The organism is Microvirga thermotolerans, assembly GCF_009363855.1.
GTDB lineage: Bacteria > Pseudomonadota > Alphaproteobacteria > Rhizobiales > Beijerinckiaceae > Microvirga > Microvirga thermotolerans.
Window position 1 is genome coordinate 46,583 of sequence record NZ_CP045423.1, and the last position, 22,916, is coordinate 69,498.

Below are 22,916 nucleotides of genomic sequence, written 5' to 3' on the forward strand. Positions count from 1 at the left end.
AGGGGAAAGCGTCACTGCGGCCTTGCAAGGCCGGCGTGTTCGCGGACCCGCAGGACCGCGTCGACCATTCGCCGAAGCCTGCGAACGGAGCCACCCTGCCAGCGCGTGCGGAGGGCATCCCGTTCGATGCCGTCCAACGGCGGAAAGTAGCGCGCATCCAGTCCCCGCTCGCGGGCGATGTCCTCGACCAGGGCGGGCAGAAGGGCGTCCAGGTGCTCGGGACCTGGCTCGGGAAAGGACAGGACGGCGCGGAAGCGGTCGAGCAGAGGACCAGGGAGACGCCAGACTTCGTTCGCGGTGCAGATCATGGACACCCAAGACAAGTCGAGGTCCGCCTGCAGGCAAGGGTCGGGAAAGTGGGCCGCCGTCTCCGGCTCCATCGCCTGCAGCATGGAATCCCACAGCCGGCCGTAATCCGAGCGGGTCGGCGCCTTGTCGACCTCGTCCACAAGCAGCAGCGGATTCGCTTGCTGGAACCGGGCGATGGCCATGAAGGGGCGGCACGGCTCGGTCGAATACCACCGCCGTTCGGTGCCGCCGAACGAGCCGCCTCCGTCGTTGGATCCATCCACGCGGAAGACACCCATGCCCAAGGCCTCGCCGAGACGCCTCACGAAACGGCTTTTCCCCGACCCCGGCGCACCTTCGACCAGAAGGTGTCCGAGATGCAGATAAGGGCGACCGACAAGCCACCGCAATGTTTGGTCGATGACGGCCTCGGCCTGCGGGAACTCACGGAGCAGGGTCCGGCGGACCGCCGGCAGGTCGGGGGTGGCGACCAGGGGCAACGCAGCGCCGATGACGTGCTCGTAGCCGCGCCAAGCCTCCCTGCCCCGGCTGCTTCCTGTTTCGCCCGCGGACCGGCAGACGATCACATGGCCCTCTGGAGGCGGAGCGTCGGCCGGTGCCACGTCCGGCTGGGACGCCGGCGTTTGCGTGCTCTTTTCCTGCTCTCTGCGTCGGGCGAGGGCCGCCTTGCGCTCCGCGACGCGGCGGCGTTCCTCCGCCACCGCCAGGCGCTCGACCGGGCCGAGAACGAGATGGCCGGCCTTGAGGGCCACGGTCGCCAGTGTTTCGTAGGCATAGGCCTCCGGCACGCGTCCGACAGCCATGACTGACAACCCTGTGCCCAAGCAGGCGACGTCCTTCTTGAGCCCGTTGTAGGCCGCGCCGAGCGCTTGGCGCCATTGCTGGGCAGCATCCATCCGGACGGCCGCACTCGCCGGGAAGGTGGCGCCCATCTCAGGATCGTCGACCTGGGCAAGAAGGTCATCGAACGGGTTCGGCGCCTCCTCCTGGTCTCCCTCGGATGCCAGGAGGAGGCTCAGCCGCGCAAGGGCCGTTCCGACCTCGTCGAGCCGCTCCGCGTCGCGCCAGACCGCCAAGGCGAGGCGCATGGCGATGTCCCGTTCACCCGCGGGGCCGAGGAGCATGAGCAAGGCGTCTGCCACCTCCCGCGCCGCGGGCCGGTCGGTGAGGGCGGCAACCTCATCGAGCATGGAGCAGGTGCCAGCCAGCGGGATGTCCGCTGGCAGGCGGAGCGTTCCAAGGGCGGCGTCGAGGCAGCGCTGGACCGCCGCGCCAAGACCGGCGCCGAGCGCGCGGGCATCGGCAATGAGCTGCTTCGCGGGCTCGCCGTGGACGCCGTCGGCGTCGAGAGCCGTCCGGAGGACCCGGGGAAACGCCCGAAGCACGATGGATCGTGCCAGCGCGGGCTTGATACGTGACATGGGGCAGCCTTGGTGTCGGGTGGACGGATCCGCAGTCCAACAGGGACGCGGATGGGCGAATTCGGTGCCTCTGATTGAGCGGGCCCCAGCCTATGAGGCGACCTCCACGACGAGCGCCGGGTCGAATTTGTTGTTTTCGGTTCCGTATCCCTTTGGATTGCACACGACCCGCGTGCCGCCGATCCGGTAGTCGACGCTCGCATGCATGTGGCCATGGACCCATAGGGTCGGCGCCGCCGCCTCGATGAGCGGCTCCAGATCGGATGCGTATGCCGGGTTCAGGGCGCTCTTGGCGAACTGTGGCGTCACCGACCGCCGGCTCGGAGCATGGTGCGTGATCACCACACGCGACACGAGGTCGTCCGCCACGCGAAGGTCGCCAAGCAGGACCTCCCTGAGATAGGCCCGCGAGGCCGCATGAAGGGCGGCGGCCTCCTCCGGTCGGAAGCGTCGCCACTGGGGCTTGGTCGCCCAGGCGATCCGTCGGTGGTCGTTCATGCCACGGCGCGCGGACTCCATCGCCAGCGGCCGCAGGACGGCACCGTCGAGGGCATAGTCCGTCCACAGGGTGCAACCCGTGATGCCCACCCGCCCGATCACGACGCTGTCGTTCTCCAGGAGGTGGATGCCGCGCTCGGCCGCCGCGGCCCGGCCTCGGGCCAGCTCCGCCGGCAGTTCGCTGCGGTAGAACTCATGGTTGCCCGCCACCATCAGCACGGGCATGTGCGGCCGTATCGTCTCGCCCGCCCAGGCGATGCTGTCCACGAGTCCTTCGCCGATGTCGCCGGCGATCACGGCCACGTCAGCCTGCGGGATGGTGGCAGGAGCCCATGCGGGCCCGACGTCCCGGTGAAGGTCGGACAAGATCCAAAGTCGCAAGCAATCCTCCCAGGGCTGGGGTTAGGGACATTGGCAGGTCGGCTAGGCCGGTGGCTGCGGCGGGTCCGTCAGCGGGCCGGGTGCGGGACGGCGGCTCCATTGCCGCCACCGGACGGACAGGTCGAGGCACGCCGCATGCCGCTCCGACTGGCGGGCCAGGCGCGACAGCGCGTGGGCCAGAATGAACGGCGAGGCCGCATCGCCTTGCAGCCCGTGCGCGAGAAGGCAGCTCATGACGAAGTCGGCGTAGCGGCTGTCGAGCGCGCCGCGGCGCAGCAGGAGATCGACCGCGGCTCCGATCACGAGCGCCGAGTTGGCCCGCGCATGCAGGCGCCGGCTGCCAACGGACGCGGGGCCGTTCAGGGCGAGCACCCGTTCCAGCACGCGCCGGCGCCCGGCACCGATCTCCTCCGGGGCTAGGGTGCGCCAGAAAGCCAGGGCCTGCCGCTCCGTGGCCGTCACGTGCCGTTGCCGGCCGCCCCGTCGCGGCCGCCGACCGGCGCGGGCTCCACCGGGGGGCGAGACTTTGCGCGGCCGGGGGACGGCCGGCCTGATGTGCTGGGGGCGCTTGACGATGGGCGGCATGGTTGCTCCGTCGGCTGCCCGGGCCTGGTCCCGGGTTCGGTGTCTGATGGCTGGCGGGGTGATGGTCGGGATCGACTCAGTGCACCGAAGCGGCAGCGGACCCGTCCTGGGCCGGGGTCCCGAGCCTGTACAGGCGCGAAAGCGTGCGGGCGTAGGTGCGGCCGTCGGTGGCGTACACCTCCGAGGTCCGGACCAGCCGTCCGGAAGGAATGCTGGGATGGCCATAGGATCGGCCCTCCAGGATGCGGACGGGCCGGGTCGTCCGCACCCAATCATCGAGCACCGGCGCCGTGGCGAGTTCCTCCGGCGTGGGCGGGTTCCCGTCGCGGATCGCCTGGAGCGCGTCCGCAAGGTCGCGCAGCCGCTCCGGCTCGTCGCGCTCGTCCGCCGTGATCCGCGTCGGATCGCCCGCCCCCAGGATCTCGGCGAAGGCCGCAGGGTCGATGTCCGGCGCGGAGGGGGCCGCGGCGACGGCGCGCAGGGCGGCGGTGAGGAGCACGCCCGAGCGCAACAACCAGGGCCGGGGCTGTCCGGCCAGCAGCGAGGCCGCCTCGCCCCGGCTCAGCAGCGGCAGCGTGAGGGGCAGGACGCGGGCCGGCACGGGTCCGGCGTCGGCCGTGAGGAGCGCCTGCATGGTCTCGGTGAAGCCGGCCAGGGCGGGTCCGCCGCCGGAGCGCCCGCATCCCAGCAGCCACGGCATAGGGCGTGCGGCCTGCGGCCCCCCGTCCATGCCCTGCCGGGACCCAGGCTCCCGCGGACCCATGCCGGCCGCCAAGTCGTGGAGGGCCGAGGCGACGAGGTGCTCATCCAGCGGGGCCGGGCCGACGGGAACGACCGGCAGCACGCGCGCGCGCGCCGGCCCGGCCCAGTCGGTGAGCTCGGCGAGTGGCATGTCGAGCACGACGGCCCGGCCGTCGCCCTCGGCGGCGGCAATGGCCCGGTCGACGGCTGGACGGTGTCCTGCCGCAGCGAGCGGATGCTCGACGACGCGGACGGCATCTGGCATCGTTTCCGGATTCGGGAGCGCCGCCTCGGCCGCTCCCGTGATCCGGACCAGGGTCACGGGGCGGTTTGCGGCGATGCCGAGGCCACAGGCTGCAAGCAAGGCCGCGTGGGTGCTGACGGAGCGCCCATCGACGGCGACAAAGGCGGGGATCATGGCGGAAAAACTCTCCCTCAAACAGGGCCGGCACCAAGGGCCGGACGTGGGGGCGACGTCCGGAGGAGATGGAACGGCAGGAGCGACGAAGAAATGGAACTATACCATTGGTATACGAATTTTTCAAGACAATCCTGCCCGGCCGCCTGCGCTCGAAGCGCTGATGGTTAACGGCTTCCCGGCCGACGAGCCTATTCCGGGGGAGCTGTGCCAGGCGGCCAGAACGATGCTCGGGCTTTCGCAGCGGCAGCTCGCGGAGGCGGCGGGCGTCTCGAAACTTTACATCAATGATTTTGAGAACGGCTTCCGCAGGATCGCAGCGAAGTCCGTCGCAAAGCTGCGCGCGGCGCTGGAGGCTGGCGGTGCCCGCTTCGTCAAGGGCGACGGCTGCACTGGCGTCGTCACGGAGATGGATCGGCCGGAGTTCGAGCGGCAGTCCCGCTCGCCGGAAAGACGGGAACGAGGCGCAGGATCGGACGCTGACGGAGCCGAGGCTGAAGGAGGGGATCGGCAGCAGGCGCCGCGTCCGCGGGGAAGGCCGCGCAAGGCGTCCTTGCCACCGGCCGCGTGAGTCTGGGCCTGCCAGCTCGGTGTCTCGCGCGCGAGGATGGACGGGACCGGGTGGCTTGGCATGCTTGCATGAACGGCGTCCCGATTGTGATTCGGCCCGGAGGCGTTAACCGAGATGGCCAGGCTTGACGCGGCGGCCGCGATTTGCCTCGCTTTTTGTTTATACCAATGGTATAATTGCCGGTCGCCGCGCCTCCGCCCAGGCTGACAGGGGCCCGGCCGCCGAACCCCGTGACGCGCCCGCCGGAGAAAGGAACGTGGATTGAATCCTTGTGCACATCGTTCGATACAAGCTTTTGCGAAGGATATCCCTAAGCCGTTGCGGAGATTGGAAAATCAAGCTCCAACCCTGAAGATCCGGCAAAGAATCAAGTATTCAATCCTTTACCACCAAGGATAAGGCAAGGATTACAGAACTACTTCTTGAGTTTTCTTCTTGCCCGTGGACATGGCCAAAGTCGACAGGCATCTTCATGAAGTAAGCCTCCAATAATCCTGTTGACTCACCTGGGCCCGCTCAGGCAAACCATGCGCCGCAACGGCGGGCGGTGGCCAGCACGCATGGGCGGCCCAGGCCTCCGCCGCTGGTTGCAACGCGGGACTGCCGAAACCCAAGGAGGTCTGCCCATGTTTGCAAGCCCGCGGCCCTCATGGCGGCCAAGTGTCCGCAAGGGCCGGCCATCGGCTCTGCCGGCGCGCCGTGTCCGCCCGGTTAACCAGTCATCAACCATGTCGGAGGAAAGATGTTGCTCCACGGCCGCGCTTAGGATTAGCTGTGCGGATGCTGCGAAAACCGAAATCGACACCGCTCCCGCTGGGGCGCATCCGCCAGGCCTAACGGCCGGCCCGTCGGTCGTCATGACCGTGGCGTCGGCTCGTCGAGCCGGCCACGCCGCCGCCTCCCCGCCAGGGCGCCTATCCCCTCTGCCTGAGTCCGATGGGCCGGGCGGCATCTTCGCAACAGCCCAACCCTTCCCCCACTGCGACCGGGCCCGGCATGGCCCCGTCCACCAGATGCCCTTGGCCTCCGTTCCCGGCCAGGGCGTCCAATCCGGGATCCGCCCCCGGACGATCTGCCCGGCCCCCAACGGCCCAGCCGCCTGTTCGGGCGAGGTCGTCCGCGGCCGGGTTTCCGGTGCGGGACCGGCAATGGCAACCGCCTGAGCCGAACCCAAAACAGAAAGCGCGTGGCCATCCGTGGCCACGCGCTTTCTGAAACTGCAGGACTCCAAGGGTCGGGCCGGTGTGTTTTCCAGGCGCCCCGTACCGTCCCTGCCAAGGTCCACCGCAAGGAGCTCGACTTCCCAGCCCGATGACGGCTGCCGGGAGAAGGTCGGCCTGCGCCTTTGGGGGCGCAGCGTCTTTCTGACAGCTCCAGCGGCAAAGTGCAAGAGCGGGCGCCCCGAGCGCCCGTGCCATCCCGCGCGACCAAGCGCACCGCAAAGGAGCCGTACCATGGCAAAGTTTAAGAAGCCCTTGCCAACCAGGGAAGACGGGGCTGCCGGCCCCCGCCGCAGATCCCGTTCCCCCGTGCGTCCGACGGACGGGCCCGTGGCAGACATCGATTTGCCCCGGCCCGGGGACGCTCCGGCGCCCCGGCTGACCGCCCGGAGCGCCGCGCCGGACTCCTCAGCGGTAAAGGCCGCCCGCGAGCGGCTGGCCGGGGCCCTGGCCCATGCGTCCGGACACCCCGTTCCGGCCGTCGCGCAGCCCGCGGGCCAGCCCGGATCGTCCCTGCCCCACCGGTCGACGCTGGAACGGTGGGTCCGCCGCCTTCGCGCGGGCGAAGAAGCTCAGAACATCGAACTGGGCGCCCGGACGAGGAGCCGCGCCCGGCGGCGTTTCCCGCCCGTGGTCGAGACCATTCTCACGGAGGCCGTGCTCTCCTACCGGGCAGCCCCTCGGAGGACCACCATCGACCAGGTCTGGCGGCAGGTCCACCTCCAGGTCTGCGCCGCCTCGCGCAACTCGCGAAGGGAGCTGACGGTGCCGAGCCGGGAAACCGTGCGGCGCTACCTGAAGCGTGGACTCCAGTGCGCGGGCGATCCTTCGTCTGAGGAGCCCAAGACCCGACTGGTGCGCATTTCCGGCCACGGCCAGCTGTGCCTCATGCCCGCTGAACAAGGTCGGCCGGTGTTGTCGGACGAGCCTCCGGCGGATCCGGCGGCGACGGCAAAGGCGTGGCTTTTGATCCGACGGCTCACGGCCACCGGAATCCATGTCGGCGGGCGCCGGTACCAGGACCCGGGCTTGGCGGCGTTTCGGGCGGCAGGCGCCGATACGATCCTTGTGCGGGTCGACCCGTCCGATCCGTCCTGCATCGCGGTGCAGGAGTCATCGGGGCGGTGGATGCGGATCGCGGCGTGCCAAGGGCGCCGCGACAGGGCCAACCGGCCCAAAGGGTGAGCCGCACCGAAACTCGGCCGAAACGGCCCTGGGGGCGGCTCAAGCCGCCCCGGATCGACAACCCCTCATCCAACCCAAGGACAGACAAGGAGCCTGACCATGGCCAGACATCCTGTGGCGACCGCCCCTGTGCAAGGCGGACGCGTGGAATTCCTGGACCTCACTTACACCGGGGCGGGGCTCGACCGCCTGCGCGCGGAGATCGGCGACGAACTCAGGGAAGTGGAGGTGATCTTCGACCCGACCGACCTCCGCTTCATCGTCGTGCGGCACCGCCCCACGGGCTATGTCGGGCGGCTGCGCTGCACCGACCAGATCTATGCCGCCATGACCACCGTCGCCGTGCAGAGCACGCTGGCGCGGCGCGCGAAGTTCAGGGCCCTCGCGCAGGAGCTCGGGCAGGGTGGCGGGAGGGCGGCGCCCGGGCCGGATCCAACTCCGGGACAGCCCGTCAAACCGGACGCTGGTCACCCCCTCTGACCTGGCGGCGACGTCTCCCATCCCTCGCGGGCCCTCTGCCCCCGCCCTGTTCATCCGATGGATCATCCCATGCGCTTCAACCTGATCACCACCACGCGTCCGAAGCTGCACGCCAAGAAGCTGAAGAAGTTCGTCGCCGCGCTCGGCTACGACCTGCCGCTTTTCGCCTGCCTGGACCTCGTCGCCGAGATGCTCGGCTATCGCGATTATCGTGAGCTTCACGCATGCGTCGGCTCCGCTCCGCCTTCACTCGGCGACGCCTTTGTCGACGATGCCACCGCGGCAGCCCGCCGCCGCCGGCACATCACCGTTCTCGTGGATGCCGGTCTCGATGCCGGGCATGCCGCGGCGGCGGTCGACGCCATCGGACCGACCGACTACGGCGAGCCGCCTCCCGCCGAAGATGCCGACGACGGCAAGATGTCCGCATTCGAGCGCGAATGGGGCCTGTGCGGAGCACAGAAGTCCGTCGTCGTCGAAATCCGAAAGGCGAGGCGCTCCCGCCCGGGCTGAGCATCGGTCGGCACCGACGCCGGGGGCGATCCTCCCCTCAACCTCACACTCTCCAGCGGCCGCGTCGCCCCGGTGGCGCGCGGCATCAAGGAACCCCGCGATGCGCATGACGCCCGCCCAATCCATTCTTGCGGCCCGCGCCGCCAACCGCGAGCAGACCTCGTTGACGCTGCCCGCATTCCCGAAGCCTGCCGCCGCGACGGCAGGCTCGGACCACGCCGGAGACCTGGCGGCATACTTCCGCGCCAGGCTCGCCAGTCCGGTTCCCGAGCCGCTGACGCCCGATGACCCCGAACCGGTCGCGCGGGACTGGCCCGCCGCCGCAGGACCGGCCGAGCCGCTCCCGGGCGTCCGGATCACCCACCGTCATCCTGCCCTCGCCTTCGGCCTCGAAGCCGTCCCGGAGATGGCCATCGGGCGCTCGCCCCGCAGCTCCCAGCGCGGCCGCCGGAGCCGGTTCCACAGCCTCAAGACGCGGCGCACGCTGCGGGCGGCATCCAGCTCGGAGCATGACAATTTCCTGCACCACGAGCTTGATCCCTCGGTCCTGATGTTCGTCGAGCAGCCCATCCGTCTCCAGTACCTCGACCGGAGCGGCGCGGTGCGGTTCCACCGGCCGGACTGCCTCGTCGTGCGGTCCGACTGGGTGTTCGAGGAGGTCAAGCCGGAGGAGGACGCCGCGCGCGAGGAGAACGAGGCCCGCTGGCCCGAGATCGGCGCAGCGCTGAACAGCCTTGGCTACTCCTTCAGGGTCGTCACCGAGCGCCACCTGCACCGCAAGCCGCGCTGGCCCAACCTCACCCTGATCTGGCGGCACCGCCTCGCGCCGGTGCCGCAGACGGACCTGCGCGATGGGCTCGCCGCTGCCCTGCGCGACGCTGGCTGCCTGACCATCGCGGAGCTCCTCACGCGTTTCCCAGCGCTGGAGGGCAAGCACGTCTACGCGCTCTGCCGCCGCGGTTTTCTGGCCGTCGACCTCGATGGCCCTCCGCTCGGTCCCGCCACCCCGGTGCGCCTGGGGCGCGGTCTGATGACTTGGCTCGGTTCGGTCGACGGGGAGGAATGACATGGCCCGCCACACCTTTGCCGTCGGCGTCCACATTTACATCGGCCGGACGCGATACCAGATGGTGGCGTCCTTCCCCAAGGAAGGCGTGGAGCACTGGGAGCTCAAGAACACCAAGAACGGCGTCAGAACGGACAAGCCGCGCACCGAGCTCGAACACCTCTATGACGAGGGGGACCTGCGCTTCGACGGGGACCGGGACGAGGACACCGAGGACAAGCGCCGGGAGCGCCGTCGCCGGCACGGCGTGCCGCTGAGCGACATGGACCCGGCGAAGCAGAAGCGCGTGGCCTTCCGCCGGGCCGTGATCCGCGCGGTCGACGAACGCACCGCTCCGGGCACCAAGACGGCGAAGGTGATCGTGAACGGCGCGGCCACCGGAACCACGGTGCTGCAGGCGCTGCTGGACGAACTCGGCCGCACGCTTGGGCTGGAGCATCTCGGGAAGGAGCAAACCGTCAGCCAGGCCACCTACTACCGGTGGTGCGCGATTTACCGTGCCTACGACGAGCACCGCGACCTCGGCGGCGACCATGACCAGCGCGGCAACCGCAAGCAGCTGCATCCCTTGGTGGCGAGGATCATGAAGGAGGAGATGGCGGCCGAGATCGAGGCGGCGCGCCACCGGAACCAGCCGGGAGGGAAGGTCCATCCCGTGATGGCCTCCATCATGGGCAGGGTCCTGAAGCGGGTCAAGGCCGAGCGCCTCAGGCACCCGGGCGAGACGCTGCGCATGCCCGAGAAGACCACTTTCTACAATCACTGGAACGAGTTCGACGCCCGCCTGCGCGACATCGCCAAGTACGGTCTTGTGAGGGCGCGGCAGCTGCACCGCTTCCCGCGGCCGAGCGTCGATCCGGAGCACGCCCTCGACCTTGTGCAGTTCGATGAGACGCGGCTGCCGATCTTCGTGATCGACGAGATCCTGGGCATCCCGCTCGGACGCCCGTGGCTGGCCTGGCTGGTCGACGTGTACACGGGCGCGATCATCGGGGTCTACCTGGGGTTCGAGCCGCCGGGCGACCTGGTGATCGGCAGCACGCTCCGCCATGCCGCCTCGATGAAGAGCTATGTGGCGAAGGAGTACCCGGGCCTTCCGCCCTGGCGCTTCTCCGGCCTGCCGCGGCACATGACCTTCGACAACAGCCTTCAGGCCCACGGCAGGACCATCCAGACCATCGCCGGCAACCTCGACATTCCCTACGACTTCACCCCGGCCCGCATGCCCTGGACCAAGTCGGAAGTCGAGGGCGCCTTCCAGGTCGCCAACACGCAGTGGCTGCAGGAGATGAACGGCTTCGTGCTCGCCGCCAGGGACGAGATCGACGGCCAGGACTACGACCCCACGCGGAACGCCGTCATGGGCTTCCGGCACCTGTTCTACATCCTGCATTGCTGGCTGCTGGAGGTTTACCACCAGAAGCCGACGCCGGGAACGCGCCTCTCGCCCGACCAGCGCTGGAGCGCCGGCACGGCCCAGGTCGACCCTGAGTTCCCGGAAGACGGCACCGATCTCGACCTCATGTTCGGCATCGTCCGGGAGGGCCAGCTCCTCGACCACCGCGGCGTCGTCTACGAGAACATCCGCTACTACTCCGAGGGCCTCAGCCGCGTGCGCGACCGCAACGGCCACTCGCTGAAGGTGAGGGTCAAGGTGAACCCGCTCAACCTTGGCAAGATCCACGTCTGGGACCCGAAGGTGGAGATGTGGATCCCGGCGACGGCGCGGGAAATGGGGTACGGCGACTACGCGGAGGGCCTCGAACTCCACTGCCACAAGCTGTATCTGCGGCACGCCGACCGCCTGTCCGGCCGGAAGTCGCTGGAGGCGCTCATCGAGTCGCGCCTCCACCTGCAGGATCTGATCGCGCATGCCCTGCCCGACGCGCTGAGCATCCGGACGAACACCCTGATCGCGCGCGCGATGGGTGTCGGCTCGCAGCACATCATCGCCAATCTCGACGCGGGCGGAAATCTGCCGCGGCTGACGGGTCCCTTCGCCGGCCTGCCGCTCAATCCGCTTCTGCCCCCGCCGCAGCCCGTCGCCGTGCCGCCCGTCAAGCAGATCGGCGGCCCCGCGCCGGCAGCCGCGGCACCGGCCTCGGAGGCCCCGGGCGCGGCCCCCGTCCGGCCGCGGCGCGCCATCCCAACCTTCAAGACCAACCGCTCCATTGGCCGCGGCTGAGCCCGGCACCAACCGCACCCACGAAAGGTACCCCCCATGAATGCCGTTGTCCCTGTCCCGACCCCGTCCAATCCGTGGGCCGTCATGCAAAGCGTCTTCGTCGAGCACCCCCTGTTCGACGACATCATGGTTGAGGTCGAGGACGTTCTAAGCCTCCACGGCTCCGCCGCCGAGGTTCCGTGCGTGATGATCAGCGGCGTCACCGGCATCGGCAAGTCGACCCTGTTCGGGAAGCTGGTGGAAAGATACCCCGTGACGAAGGACGGACGCCGGACGGTGCTGGCCTCCGGGGAGGAGCTGACCGTCGACGACGTGCCGCTCCTGGCCCTGGAGATGCCGTCGCGGCCGCGGGTGATCCCGGTGGCGAAGGCGATGCTCAAGGCCCTCGGCGACCCGCTCTGGAACAAGGGCAAGCGGGAGGATCTGGAGGACCGTGTCGACCTGTACCTGAGGGCTTGCGGCACCAAGGGAGTGCTGATCGACGAGGCGCAGCGCGCCGTCGACCGCAACGGCGCGCTGACCGCGGCGGACCTGATCGACTGGATCAAGTCGCGCCATGGCAACACCGGCATCAGCTTCATCTTCCTCGGCCTGCCCCGGATGCGGCTGCTGGTCGAGCAGGATGGGCAGTTCGACCGCCGCTGGGACAACGACATCCCGATGCCGCCCTACGAATGGGGCCGGGACATTCCGCCGAAGGAGGTCCCGGACGAGGAGGCCGACGACGAGGAGCCGGAGAGCCGCCTTTTCTTCTACGGCCTGCTTGCTGCCTTCCAACGCGAGAGCCCCTTCCCTTTCGCGGGGGAGATCGACATTGGGGACTACACCACCGCGAAGCGCTTCTACTACGCCAGCCGCGGCGTGATCGGCCGGCTGAAGAAGCTGTTGGCCATGGCGATGCGCGTCATCATGCGCGAGAAGAAGGACAAGGAGATCACGTTCGCCGTGCTGGAGAAGGCGTTCGACCGCGCCTTCCGCAAGGACAAGGCGCTTGAGAGGCTCGTCAATCCCTTCGGCAAGGCGTGGAAGGGCGAACTCCCGCCGCCCCTGCCCCAGGACGATGTGCCCGTGCCAAGGGCTCGTCCCCAACCGCGGGGTAGACAGGCGCCGAAGCGGGGCGGGGGTGGACGCAAGTCCGAGCGCAATCTTGCCGTCATGGCCGCCCTGACGAAGAGGAGCTGAGTACGGATGCCGGCTCACCACACCCACACGGCCGGATGCCTGGTCGTCCGGACCGCTCCGGATCCGGAGGAGGGACTTCACCAGTTCGTGTCCCGCCTGGCGGCGCTGAACGGCTACCACGACCCGCGCTGGCTCATCCGCGGTGCCGGGCTGTCGCGGGTGTTCCTCACGACGCCATGCGATCTGACACGCATGGTGGCCATGCTCGACGGGGCGGTGGACGCCGACACGCTGGCCGCAACGGCCTACTGGCCCCTGCCCGGCGCCCCGGACCGTGTCCGCTTCGGCGATGTGCCATCCGGTGTGAGCCCGCGGGGCCTGACGCTGGCGCGGGGCAAGGTGTGCCCGGCCTGCCATGCGGATGGGCGGCCGGCGCGCCGGACCTGGGACCTGTTCGGGATCGCGATCTGCCTGCGCCATGGCTGCCTGCTGCGGGACGGCTGCGCCGCCTGCGGCTCCGCGTTCCCGCTGCTTGGCCCTGGCCTCCCGGCCGGGCGCACCCGGTGCCTCTGGTGCGGCGGGCCGGTGCTTGCGGAGCCCGTCCCGGCACCTCCTCCGGCCTTGGCCCTCGCCGCTTGGCTTGATGCCTTGGCTCGGGGCGCAAACCCGCCTGGCCGTGCGGTGCCCCTGCGCGAGTTGGACGCGGCGGTCCACCTGGTCCGCTTCTTCGGAGCGAGGGACATGGAGGCCGGCGGACGCGGGTGGCGGTCCGGCTACATCGCCAAGCCGCGCATGGACGACATGCTCGCCGTGACCGAACGCGCCGCAACGGTTCTCCTCGACTGGCCGGGCGGGTTCATCGACTACCTCGAACGACACCGGCGCGCCCCGGATGCCCGGGTCGGCCTTGCGGCGGAATTCGGGTCGCTGCTGGTTCGCCTGCGCTCCGCCCTCGATCAGCCGCGCTTCGAGGCCGTCCTGGAACTCGCCCGGCGCCACGTCGCCCGGTCCATTCCCGGCCCGACGCTGAAGCCGTGGTCGTTTTTCAGCGTCCCGCCGGATCATCGCGGGCCGGCCGGAGCCTCAACCGTGAGCGGCGTGGCCGCGGCCCGGGCGCTTGGCGTCAGCGTCGCGGCGGTGGCCCGGATGATCGCGGCGGGGGAACTCAAGGGTGAAAGCCGCCGAATGGGCCGGCGTCAGGCCCATCTCGTCGACGCAGCGTCGTTGACGGCCCTGACGGCACAGCGGTCCGGATCCCTGTCGGCGGCCCAGGCCGCATCCGAGCTGGGCCTGACGTCGTATCAGGTCGAGCGCCTTCGGGCGGCTGGGCTCCTGCATGGCAGGCGCGGCCGGGGCACGCCCGCCCACGAGTATCGGTTCGCTCCGGCCGACCTCGCCGCCTTTGTGGACCAGCTCCATCAGGCCGTCCAGGCTGACCGCGCGGCGCCGCCCCGCACCCATGCGGTCAGCCTGTCGGAGGTGGCGGGCATGCGGGCGTTCAGCCTCGTCGAGGTCGTCAGGCGGATCAACTCCGGGATCCTGCCCGTGTTCGCGGCGCCTGACGGCCTCTCCGGCTCGCGCGGACGCCTCGGCCGGCTGATGGTCTCACGCTCCGACTTGTTGGGGCAGCGGGCGGACCCGGCCGGCGGAGTCAGCCTTGACGTCCGGCGGGCCGCCAAGGGACTCGGCGTGTCGGTGCGCATGATCCCGGTGCTGGTTCGTGCCGGCTGCCTCAGCGCTGGCACCCGGAACGCGGACACGCTGGCCAGGCGCAGCGTCAGCGCATCGTCCGTTGCCCGGTTCCGGCGTGGCTTCGTGATGGCCCGCGCCCTGGCGGCCCACCACCGGACCAGCACCCGCATGGTCGTGAAGGGGTTGGCCGCCGCCGGCGTCTCGCCGGTCGTGGCTTCGGATCCGCGCAAGGGGATCTCCGCCGTCTGGCGTCGCGACGATGTCGACGCGGTGGACCTCGGGCGGGTGCTCCGGCGCATCGGTGGGGACGCCTTATGACGCTGTTGCGGAGGGGAACCAGGAGCCCGGGGAACGCCGGGGCGCCACCCGCCCCCGCGGCGGACCCGCCCGACGTCCTGGCGAACCCGCCGACAGGCAGGCTTGTTGTGCGCTCGCCTCCCCTGCCGCAGGAAGGTTTTCTGGAGTGGCTCCTCCGCCTCTCCGCCCGCAACATCCTTCCCGGGCCACAGGCCATCCTCAAGGCCGCTGGCCTCGGCGGCGGCATTCGGAACCATGGCCGGGACAAGGTCGTTGCGAGGGTCGCCGCCCTGACCGGCACACCGCCGGAAGCGGTGTCGATCCGGCTTGCCGAACGCTGGGCTGGCCCCCGGGACGGCCTCTTCATCGTCCCCGGCCATCCGGACCTGCGTCGGCGCATGCTGCGTTTTCATGAACCTGCAGTGTGTCTGGCCTGCCTTGAGGAGGATGGCGGTGTCGTCCCCGCCGCATGGAGCCTGGCGGCCTGGGTGGCTTGCCCACGCCATGAGTGCCGGATGGTTAGGACGTGCCCGGCGTGCTCCACACCGTTGTCGTGGAGCCGGCCCGCGGCCCGCCGCTGTGGTGCTCCAGGTTGTGGAAGGGCTTTGTTCTGCGACGCGCCCGATCCCGCACCTGCCCCCGTTGTCGATCTCGTGCGTCTGATCGCCAAGGCGGCGGGCGTACGGGACATGCCGCCCTCGTCTCTGGAGCCCGTGTTCGGTAGCCTGCCGCTCAAGCACCTCCTGATGATGATATCGGCCTTGGACGCGCCACTGCCGGATACGCCGGACAAGAAACTTTGGACATCGCGGCGGTCGGGCGAGGACGCGGTTCATGCGGCTTCCGAGCTGCTTGCGGATTGGCCGAGGCAGTTCCACGCCCACCTGCACCGCATTCGCGATCCAGACGCGGCGGGCCGCCATGTAAGCCTTCAAAAGGAGTTCCCCGAGTTCTTCCGTCGGCTGTCACTCCGGGCTTTCTTCCCTGAGGACGCGCGGACAATCCTGCTCAAGGAGGCCGTGGCGTTCCTCGATGAGCACTGGACCGGCGATCCGGTGAAGTCACAGCGTCTGGCCCGCCTGGGCGGGGCGTTGCCCACCTCCAAGTGGATCAGCCGGGGACAGGCGGCGCGCCGGCTTCGGGTGAATACACCTGCCATCGTGGATCTGGTCAACAAAGGGCTTCTCAAGGGGGAAAGGCGGGTGGCGGCCGGCTCCAACCGCCTGTGGATCGACCGGGCCGATCTTGAGCGCTTCGTCGTCGAAGAGAGCCGGCATGTCAGCCGGGAGGCGTTCAAGGCGACAAATGGCCTTTTGACCAAGCAGGAAATCGCACAGCGGCTCGGGGTCGACTTGCCCCGGGTTGTCCACCTGGCCGAGGCAGGTCATCTTGATCAGCGGGGCCGCTATCCGGACCTGTATTACACCGAGGCTTCGGCCGATGGGCTGGTCGCGATGTTCGAGCGCGCGGCCTCGGGCACCCTCCCTCCTGGCCAAACCGCGAGTTCCCGACGCTTGGTCAGCGAACGTGGGCTGCGGCAGGGACGCTTGTCCATCGACATCGTCAAGCTGGTGGAGGCCGTGGCGGCCGGCTTGGCCGCACCGGCGCACGTTGATCAGGCGAAATCCGGCCTGCGCCGCTACTCGTTCGATGCGGACGAGATGAAGGCTCTGGCCCGGACCCTGAGCGGCGACACGACCCTCGACGTCGTCGCGGCGCAGAAGGCCCTGGCATGCGGGACGAAGGACGTGCCGCGCCTCATTGCGGCTGGCCTCCTTGCAGACCTTCGGTCCGGCCTTGGCGACTGTGGTGGCAAGGGCGTGCGCCGGCGGGTGACACGCGAGAGTGTCGAGAACCTTCGGCGGGACGTGGCGCCATCCTCTGTGTTGGCGCGCGAACACGGCGTCCCAGCAAGCGCCTTCGACCGGCTTATGGCGGGGTTTGGGATTGAGCCGGTGCTCGCGCGGGCCGGAGAGAACACGCGGTCATTCTGGCGCCGAGAGGAGGTCGCGGCGGCTCTCGCAGGTCGGGAAGCGCGAAACGCTTCGCAGGAATTGCGGGAAAGTGATGGTGGATTCGCAGGAATTGGTGGTCAGAATTCGCATTCATGCGTGGAAAGAAATTCGTAAGTGATTGATTTTGCTTGAAGGCGATTCGCACTTATTGCGTGACTGTCCAAATCGCCGAAGCCGCGCGATCCCGGAAGATCGCGCCGCTCCGGTCGATCAGGATCCGCCCTGCCGGACGGTTCCGGCCCGGGTGCCGCTTCCATGAGCGCAGCGGCCCGGGCCGGACCTTTTCACAGTCCTGCGAGGCAGACGTATTTTGTTTCGAGGAAGCCCTCGATGCCGTAGCGGGAGCCCTCGCGGCCCAGGCCCGACTGCTTGACCCCGCCGAACGGCGCCGCCTCGTTGGCCAGAAGTCCGGTGTTCACCCCCACCATGCCGCTCTCCAGCCCCTCCGCCACGCGCCACACCCGCCCGAGGTCGCGCGTGTACACATACGACGCCAGCCCGTACTCGGTGTCGTTGGCCATCGCCAGAACCTCCGCCTCGTCCGCGAACGGGATGATCGGCGCCAGCGGCGCAAACGTCTCCTCCTTCGCCACCTTCATCGTCTGCCGCACCCCGCTCATCACCGTCGGCTCGTAGAACGTCCCGCCCAGCGCCGAACGCCGCCCGCCGGTCAGAAGCCGCGCCCCCTGCGCCAGCGCGTCCGCCACGTGCTCCTCCATCTTCGCCACCGCCCGCGCGTCGATCAGCGGCCCCATCGCCACCCCCGCCTCGGTGCCGCGGCCCAGCTTCAGCCCCTGCGCCCGCGCCGCAAGCTTCTCGGCGAACGCCGCCGCCACCCCGGCCTGCACATAGATCCGGTTGGCGCACACGCAGGTCTGGCCGGCATTGCGGAACTTGGAGACCACCGCCCCCTCCACCGCCGCCTCGAGATCCGCATCGTCGAACACGATGAACGGCGCGTTCCCGCCCAATTCCAGCGACAGCCGCTTGATCCCTCCCGACGCCTCGCGCATCAGCCAGCGCCCGACCCGCGTCGAGCCGGTGAACGAGATCTTGGCCACCTTCGGGTTGTGGCAGAACTCCAGCCCGATCGGCTCCGCCTCGCCGGTCACCACCGAGAACACCCCCGCCGGCACCCCGGCCCGCTCCGCCAGCACCGCCAGGGCGAGCGCCGAGAGCGGCGTCTGCGCCGCCGGCTTGAGCACCAGCGTGCAGCCGGCCGCCAGCGCCGGGCCGGCCTTGCGGGTGATCATGCCGTTGGGGAAGTTCCACGGGGTGATCGCCGCGCACACCCCCACCGGCTGCTTGAGCACCAGGAGGCGCTGGTCGGGCCGGGCGGCGGGGATGATGTCGCCGTACAGGCGCTTGGCCTCTTCCGCGAACCACTCCAGATAGGCGGCGTTGGAGACGATCTCGCCGCGGGCCTCGGCGAGCGGCTTGCCCTGCTCGCGGGTCAGGATCAGGGCGAGGTCGTCGGCATGGGCGAGGATCAGCTCGTACCAGCGCCGCAGCACCGCGGCGCGCTCCTTGGCCGGGCGGGCGGCCCAGTCCTTCTGCGCCGCGTGGGCGGCGTCGATGGCCGCGCGCACGCTCTCGCGCCCGAGATCCGGCACCCGCGCGATCACCGCGCCGTCGAAGGGGTCGTGCACCGGGATCGTGCGTCCCTCCGGCGAGGCCACCCAGGCGCCGCCCACATACGCCGCCTCCCGGTACAGCGCCCCGTCCCGCAAACCCTCGATCCCAACCCCAACAGAAGGCGAATGCTCGTTCATTGCAAAGCTCCCAGAAGACGAATAACGGCAGGCGACCCGAGCGATACGCCTGAAAGAAAGAGAAGCCCGAACACGATGCGGCGCATCGTGACCGCAGAAGCGGGCGGCGGCCAACGGCGCGCGACGTAGGTCGCGCCCATGACGACCGGGACGGCGAGGAGGCCCGACAGGGTCGTCCCCGCCGGCAGATCGCCGGACGCCGCCACGAGGCCGATGCGGAAGACGGCGTTGAGCGCGAACACGGCAACGAGGGTCTCCCTCACCCTCACCAGAGACATGGGCTGCCTGTAGAAATGATAGACGAGGGGCGGGCCTGCCGTCGAGAACATGCCTCCCATCAGGCCCGCGACGGCCCCGAAGAAGAGGAAGGATGCGGCATTCGACCGCTGCGCCAGGGGCTCCGGCTTTCGCGCGAGCTGCAGGCTCGAGACGACGATGACGATTCCGAGGATCAGGCGCAGGAGATCGGCGCGCGTCCCGGCGAGCCATTCCAGCAGCCAGTAGCCGAGGAAGAGCAGCGGAACGCTCGCCGCCATGACGAGGCCGAACTCCCGCCACGCCACGTCGCGCCAGCCCTTCAGGAGCATCTGCGTCGCGTTCACGAGCGTCAGGACGCTCACGATCATGGCCGCGTCCGGCAGCGACAGCAGCCCGGTCAGCCCGACCCCGCCCATCGTGATGAGCCCGAACGCGAAACCCGTCAGGGTCTGCGCATAGGCCGCGACGCCGGTGAGCAGGAGGAAGCCCAGGAGCGCTGCCGCCGACATGCCTCAGAGATTCCTCAGGCCCGCGAACAGGTCGCCGAAGCGCGACCCGGCGCGATGGAAGACCGGCGGCTGCCCGAAAGGCGCGGCTACGGTGACGTCGCTCCCGCCCGCATAGGTCTCGCCCGACCAGACATGGACCCACTCGGCGCCTTTCGGCAGATAGGTGGTCCACTCGGTCCTGCCCGCCTGCCAGACGGGCGCGACCAGCAGGTCGGGGCCATAGAGATAGGCGTCCTGGATCGCGTAGGTGCGCGCGTCGTCCTCGAAGTGGAGGAACAGGGGCCGCTGGACGGGCAGCCCGCGGGACGACGCCTCGGCCACGAGGGATTTCAGGTACGGGACCAGATGCACGTAGACCTGCGTCATGCGGGCGAAGTGGCGCAGCACCTCGGGATCCTCGTCGATCTGCAGATTGTCGCGGGGGCGGTTGCCCTCGTGGGTGCGCATGACCGGCGTGAAGGCGCCCATCTCCGCCCAGCGGACGATGAGCTCGGCCGTGCGCACATTGCCGAAGAGGCTCGTGTATCCGCCGATGTCCGAGTGGTGATAGGCGTTGCCGAGAAGCCCGGAGGACAGCGCGCCGCAGATCACCGTCACGAGGCCGTCGTGGCGCGTGAAGTCCACGGACTGGTCGCCCGCCCACAGCAGGGGGCAGTATCTCTGCACGCCCGTGAAGCCGGCCCGCATGAAGAACAGGACCTCGCCGGTCTTGCCGCGGCTCGCCACGGCGCGGGCGTTCACCTCGGCCCACAGGGTGGGCCATGCATTGTGCATCAGGCGTGCATCGACCCCGTTGGCGAGCGTCACGTCGATCGGCAGATACTCCCCGAAATCCGCCATCCAGCCGGAGAGCCCGTAGTCGAGCATGTTCTGGCCGATCACCCGCTCGGCGAACCATGCGGCCGCCTCCGGATTGGTGAAGTCGACCACGCCGCACTCGAACTCGCCGAAATCCACGAGGGCCGTGTTCCCGTTCTCGTCCTTGGCGAAGTAGCCCGCCGCATCCGCCTCGGGGAAAAGGGAGCCGTCGACGGCCAGGTAGGGATTCACGTAGCCGAGGAAGCGGATGCCGCGATCCTCGAGCTCCGCCATGCGCTGGCGCAGCCCCGGATAACGGTCCTCGTTGGCCTTCCAGTCCCAGAACAGGCGCGCGCCGAAGGAGGTGTGGCGCAGGCCGACCCAGTCCTCGCACCAGAGGCCGCTCACCTTCGCGCCGGCCGCGACGATGCGCTCGAGCCGTTCGAAGGACCTGGCCCCGTCCTTCAGGCCGACGATCGCCCCGCCATAGACCCACTCGGGCAGGGGCGGCTGGCGGCCGAAGCGGTCGGACATGGCCTCGACCAGCGCGACGAAGGTCGGACGCGCCGTGAACTCGACGCGCTCCGGAACGGCCCAGATCTCGATCTCGTGGAACCCGTCCCGGCGGAAGTCGAACGCGGAATAGGCGGTCGTCTCCACATGCAGGGCATAGCGGCGCGAGGACAGATAGGTCGGCTGGGGGTAGTTGGTGTTCCAGTAGTCCCCGCCGGCCCGGCCGGTGACGTCCGCCTTGAAGGTGATCTCGGTCGTCTTGTCGCGGCCGACCCCCGGCTCCGAGGTCCAGAGGGGAAAGCGGCGGCCGCGCATGTCGAAATACGACATCTGCTCGCCGCCGCCCCACACATGCTCGCCCCGCTCGGCCTCGATCCGCAGCCAGATGCGGTTGATGGCGCCGTCATCGGCCCGGAAGGCGACGGAGCCGTTCCTGTCGTCGCCCGCGACCCGAAGGACGAGCCTGACCGGCTGCCCCGGCGCCTCGGAGAAGGCGATCTCCGGCCCCGACACGACGGCATGCCTGAGCGGCACGCGCTCGATGACGTAATCCTCGATGTCGAAATTGCCGCGGTACATGGCGATCCGCGCATCGCCCCGGCCGGCGAAGAGGCACGGCGCGTCGCTGCGATGGCGCAGGAGAACGGTCCCGTCGAGGATGAGGTCGAAGCCGTCGGAGGTGGTCTGGATCCGCATGGAAAAGTCTCAGTTCTGGGTCAAGCCGGCATCGACGATGAAGTTCGCGCCCGTGCAGCCGCCGCTCTCGTCGGAGCCGAGGAAGAGAGCCATCCTGGCGACATGGCTGGCATCGAGCCTGAACTTCAGGGCCTGAAGGTCGAGGAACTGCCGGTTCAGCTCCGGGGTCAGCCAGAGCTTCTGCTGCCGCTCCGTCAGGATCGCGCCCGGCACGATGCAGTTCACGCGGATGCCCGACGCTCCCAGCTCGCGGGCAAGGGTGCGGGTCATGCCGTTGATCGCCGCCTTCGCGGTGGTGTAGCCGACCATGCCGGGGCGGCCGCGCATCCACGAGATCGAGCCGAGCATGATGACGGAGCCGGAGCCCCTCGCCGCCATGCCCCTGGCCACCGCCTGCGTCGCGAAGAACAGGTGGTCGAGGTTGAGGGCGAGCGCGCGCCGCCAATAGTCCGGCTCCACGGCGTTCATGTCGTGCCGGTCGTCCTTGCCCGCATTGTTGACGAGGACGTCCACGCCGCCCTGCTCGCTCTCGACCTCCGCCAGCACCCTGCGAAGCGCCGGGATGTCGGTGACGTCGCAGGCGCGGAAGCTCGCTCCCGTCGCGCGGGCGAGCGCGCTCCCGGCCTCCTCCGCGATGTCGAGGAAGGAGACCCGCGCGCCCTGCGCGACGAAGGCCCTCACGATCTCCTCGCCGATGCCGGACGCGCCGCCCGTGACGACGACGGAGCGGTTCGCAAGGGAGCGGTACTGGACGGTTGAGTAATCGAACGCCATCGGAAAAACGGCCCTAGACGAGAGGATCGAAACGGTATTCGGGCAGGCCCGGCACGTCGACGCGCATGGCGAAAAGGCTCCCCGAATGCGGGAGCGCCGCCAGCTCGTCTCCGGAGCGGTCGGCACGGGCGGACGTGACGTAGAGGGTCCTCAGATCGGGCCCGCCGAAGCAGACCATGGTGGGGCACCGCGCCGGAACGGGATATTCCGCCAGGAGCGTTCCATCCGGCGCATAGCGCCGGATCCGTCCGCCCTCGAACAGGGCGGTCCAGTAGCATCCCTCCGCATCCACGGCGGCGCCGTCGGGCCGTCCGCGATCCGTCGCTGTCGGCTCCAGGCGGACGAACGGGGTTCTGTCCGTGGCCTCTCCCGTCGCGGGATCGTAGGCATAGCGCCAGACCGTGAAGGTCGGGGTGTCGGAATGGTAGAGGATGCGCCCGTCCGGCGAGAAGGCGACGCCGTTCGAGGTCAGCAATCCGCCCGCCATCGCCGTCAGGCCGCGCCGGTCGTAACGGTAGAGATGCGCCTTCCCGCCGTCCTTGGGCTCGTCGATGGTGCCTGCGAGGAAGCGTCCCGCCGGATCGACGCGGCCGTCGTTGAAGCGGCTGAACCGCGTGTCCTCCGGATTGTCGGCCAGCTTCGCCTCCGGGTTCCCCGCGGCGTCGAGCAGCCACAGGCCCGAGCGGAGCCCGGCGATGAAGCCGCCGCCCTTCCTGAAGCCGATGCAGCCGATCTCCTCGGGCATGGCCATGACGGCGTGCCCGCCCGTCGCAGGCTCGTAGCGGTGCACCGCCCTGCCCTTGATGTCGACGAAGTACAGCGCCTGCTCGTCGGCGTTCCAGATCGGGCATTCGCCGAGCTGGGCCCGGACGTCGAGCGCGACCGAAAGCGGCATGG

Annotated in this window: 18 protein-coding genes; 9 read left to right on the forward strand and 9 right to left on the reverse strand. The window is 69.6% G+C overall.

Translation table 11 applies throughout. The annotated features are described in order from the left end of the window. Nucleotides 1-11 precede the first annotated feature (11 nt). The 4 genes from GDR74_RS18290 to GDR74_RS00225 form a co-directional block, all read right to left on the reverse strand. Nucleotides 12-1,730, reverse strand: a complete 1,719-nt coding sequence (locus tag GDR74_RS18290; RefSeq protein ID WP_246179808.1) for an AAA family ATPase — start codon at nt 1,728-1,730, stop codon at nt 12-14. Nucleotides 1,731-1,820: 90 nt separating this feature from the next. Beyond that, nucleotides 1,821-2,609: a metallophosphoesterase gene (locus GDR74_RS00215; RefSeq protein ID WP_152584409.1), complete on the reverse strand. Its 789-nt coding sequence runs from the start codon at nt 2,607-2,609 to the stop codon at nt 1,821-1,823. 42 nt (nt 2,610-2,651) lie between these two features. Further along, nucleotides 2,652-3,071 (reverse strand): hypothetical protein, encoded by a 420-nt coding sequence (locus GDR74_RS00220; protein WP_152584410.1) that lies wholly within the window; start codon nt 3,069-3,071, stop codon nt 2,652-2,654. A 199-nt stretch (nt 3,072-3,270) separates the two neighbouring features. After that, complete coding sequence (locus GDR74_RS00225; protein ID WP_152584411.1) at nt 3,271-4,353, reverse strand: hypothetical protein; 1,083 nt, start codon at nt 4,351-4,353, stop codon at nt 3,271-3,273. Here GDR74_RS00225 and GDR74_RS00230 point away from each other — a divergent pair. The 9 genes from GDR74_RS00230 to GDR74_RS00265 all read left to right on the forward strand — a co-directional run bounded on the left by GDR74_RS00230 (nt 4,352) and on the right by GDR74_RS00265 (nt 16,813). Then, nucleotides 4,352-4,924, forward strand: coding sequence for a helix-turn-helix domain-containing protein (locus GDR74_RS00230; protein ID WP_246179809.1), 573 nt, complete (start codon nt 4,352-4,354; stop codon nt 4,922-4,924). The two genes, GDR74_RS00225 and GDR74_RS00230, sit on opposite strands and share 2 nt — an antisense overlap. Nucleotides 4,925-6,474: 1,550 nt before the next feature. Further along, a complete protein-coding gene (locus tag GDR74_RS00235) occupies nt 6,475-7,329 on the forward strand; it encodes a Mu transposase C-terminal domain-containing protein (RefSeq protein WP_194164579.1) in 855 nt (284 codons plus the stop codon). Nucleotides 7,330-7,428: 99 nt separating this feature from the next. Further along, nucleotides 7,429-7,809, forward strand: a complete 381-nt coding sequence (locus GDR74_RS00240) for a hypothetical protein (RefSeq protein ID WP_152584413.1) — start codon at nt 7,429-7,431, stop codon at nt 7,807-7,809. A gap of 69 nt (nt 7,810-7,878) precedes the next feature. Then, on the forward strand, nt 7,879-8,322 hold the full coding sequence (locus GDR74_RS18060) for a hypothetical protein (protein ID WP_194164580.1): 444 nt from the start codon (nt 7,879-7,881) through the stop codon (nt 8,320-8,322). Between the two features lie 100 nt (nt 8,323-8,422). Next, entirely contained in the window at nt 8,423-9,388 is a 966-nt protein-coding gene (locus tag GDR74_RS00245) for a TnsA endonuclease N-terminal domain-containing protein (RefSeq protein WP_194164581.1), read from the forward strand. Between the two features lies 1 nt (nt 9,389). Further along, complete coding sequence (locus tag GDR74_RS00250; RefSeq protein ID WP_152584415.1) at nt 9,390-11,573, forward strand: Mu transposase C-terminal domain-containing protein; 2,184 nt, start codon at nt 9,390-9,392, stop codon at nt 11,571-11,573. Nucleotides 11,574-11,609: 36 nt separating this feature from the next. Then, nucleotides 11,610-12,755: a TniB family NTP-binding protein gene (locus tag GDR74_RS00255; protein ID WP_152584416.1), complete on the forward strand. Its 1,146-nt coding sequence runs from the start codon at nt 11,610-11,612 to the stop codon at nt 12,753-12,755. 6 nt (nt 12,756-12,761) lie between these two features. Beyond that, nucleotides 12,762-14,705 carry a TniQ family protein gene (locus GDR74_RS00260; RefSeq protein WP_152584417.1) on the forward strand — a complete coding sequence of 648 codons (1,944 nt, stop codon included), beginning with the start codon at nt 12,762-12,764 and terminating at the stop codon, nt 14,703-14,705. Nucleotides 14,706-14,812: 107 nt separating this feature from the next. After that, nucleotides 14,813-16,813 (forward strand): TniQ family protein, encoded by a 2,001-nt coding sequence (locus tag GDR74_RS00265; protein WP_194164582.1) that lies wholly within the window; start codon nt 14,813-14,815, stop codon nt 16,811-16,813. Between the two features lie 170 nt (nt 16,814-16,983). Here GDR74_RS00265 and GDR74_RS00270 read toward each other — a convergent pair whose 3' ends face one another. From GDR74_RS00270 to GDR74_RS00290, 5 genes are read right to left on the reverse strand one after another with little or no spacing between them, the layout of a single operon-like run. Then, nucleotides 16,984-18,471 (reverse strand): NAD-dependent succinate-semialdehyde dehydrogenase, encoded by a 1,488-nt coding sequence (locus GDR74_RS00270; protein ID WP_152584419.1) that lies wholly within the window; start codon nt 18,469-18,471, stop codon nt 16,984-16,986. Continuing rightward, nucleotides 18,468-19,238, reverse strand: coding sequence for a sulfite exporter TauE/SafE family protein (locus GDR74_RS00275; protein ID WP_152584420.1), 771 nt, complete (start codon nt 19,236-19,238; stop codon nt 18,468-18,470). The genes GDR74_RS00270 and GDR74_RS00275 overlap by 4 nt, the downstream gene beginning before the upstream one ends. A gap of 3 nt (nt 19,239-19,241) precedes the next feature. After that, the gene (locus GDR74_RS00280) at nt 19,242-21,245 is read right to left on the reverse strand and encodes an alpha-glucosidase (protein WP_152584421.1); all 2,004 of its coding nucleotides are present in this window, start codon (nt 21,243-21,245) and stop codon (nt 19,242-19,244) included. A 9-nt stretch (nt 21,246-21,254) separates the two neighbouring features. Beyond that, a complete protein-coding gene (locus GDR74_RS00285) occupies nt 21,255-22,019 on the reverse strand; it encodes an SDR family NAD(P)-dependent oxidoreductase (protein WP_152584422.1) in 765 nt (254 codons plus the stop codon). Between the two features lie 13 nt (nt 22,020-22,032). Next, nucleotides 22,033-22,914, reverse strand: a complete 882-nt coding sequence (locus tag GDR74_RS00290) for an SMP-30/gluconolactonase/LRE family protein (RefSeq protein WP_152584423.1) — start codon at nt 22,912-22,914, stop codon at nt 22,033-22,035. Between the last annotated feature and the right edge of the window lie 2 nt (nt 22,915-22,916).

Bases quoted from the DNA above. Each gene is read 5' to 3' on its own strand.
- GDR74_RS00285 (WP_152584422.1), bottom strand. From the start codon at position 22,019: ATGGCGTTCGATTACTCAACCGTCCAGTACCGCTCCCTTGCGAACCGC.
- GDR74_RS00270 (WP_152584419.1), bottom strand. From the start codon at position 18,471: ATGAACGAGCATTCGCCTTCTGTTGGGGTTGGGATCGAGGGTTTGCGG.
- GDR74_RS00280 (WP_152584421.1), bottom strand. From the start codon at position 21,245: ATGCGGATCCAGACCACCTCCGACGGCTTCGACCTCATCCTCGACGGG.
- GDR74_RS00275 (WP_152584420.1), bottom strand. From the start codon at position 19,238: ATGTCGGCGGCAGCGCTCCTGGGCTTCCTCCTGCTCACCGGCGTCGCG.
- GDR74_RS00230 (WP_246179809.1), top strand. From the start codon at position 4,352: ATGGCGGAAAAACTCTCCCTCAAACAGGGCCGGCACCAAGGGCCGGAC.
- GDR74_RS00245 (WP_194164581.1), top strand. From the start codon at position 8,423: ATGCGCATGACGCCCGCCCAATCCATTCTTGCGGCCCGCGCCGCCAAC.
- GDR74_RS18060 (WP_194164580.1), top strand. From the start codon at position 7,879: ATGCGCTTCAACCTGATCACCACCACGCGTCCGAAGCTGCACGCCAAG.
- GDR74_RS00290 (WP_152584423.1), bottom strand. From the start codon at position 22,914: ATGCCGCTTTCGGTCGCGCTCGACGTCCGGGCCCAGCTCGGCGAATGC.
- GDR74_RS00240 (WP_152584413.1), top strand. From the start codon at position 7,429: ATGGCCAGACATCCTGTGGCGACCGCCCCTGTGCAAGGCGGACGCGTG.
- GDR74_RS00260 (WP_152584417.1), top strand. From the start codon at position 12,762: ATGCCGGCTCACCACACCCACACGGCCGGATGCCTGGTCGTCCGGACC.
- GDR74_RS18290 (WP_246179808.1), bottom strand. From the start codon at position 1,730: ATGTCACGTATCAAGCCCGCGCTGGCACGATCCATCGTGCTTCGGGCG.
- GDR74_RS00225 (WP_152584411.1), bottom strand. From the start codon at position 4,353: ATGATCCCCGCCTTTGTCGCCGTCGATGGGCGCTCCGTCAGCACCCAC.
- GDR74_RS00255 (WP_152584416.1), top strand. From the start codon at position 11,610: ATGAATGCCGTTGTCCCTGTCCCGACCCCGTCCAATCCGTGGGCCGTC.
- GDR74_RS00250 (WP_152584415.1), top strand. From the start codon at position 9,390: ATGGCCCGCCACACCTTTGCCGTCGGCGTCCACATTTACATCGGCCGG.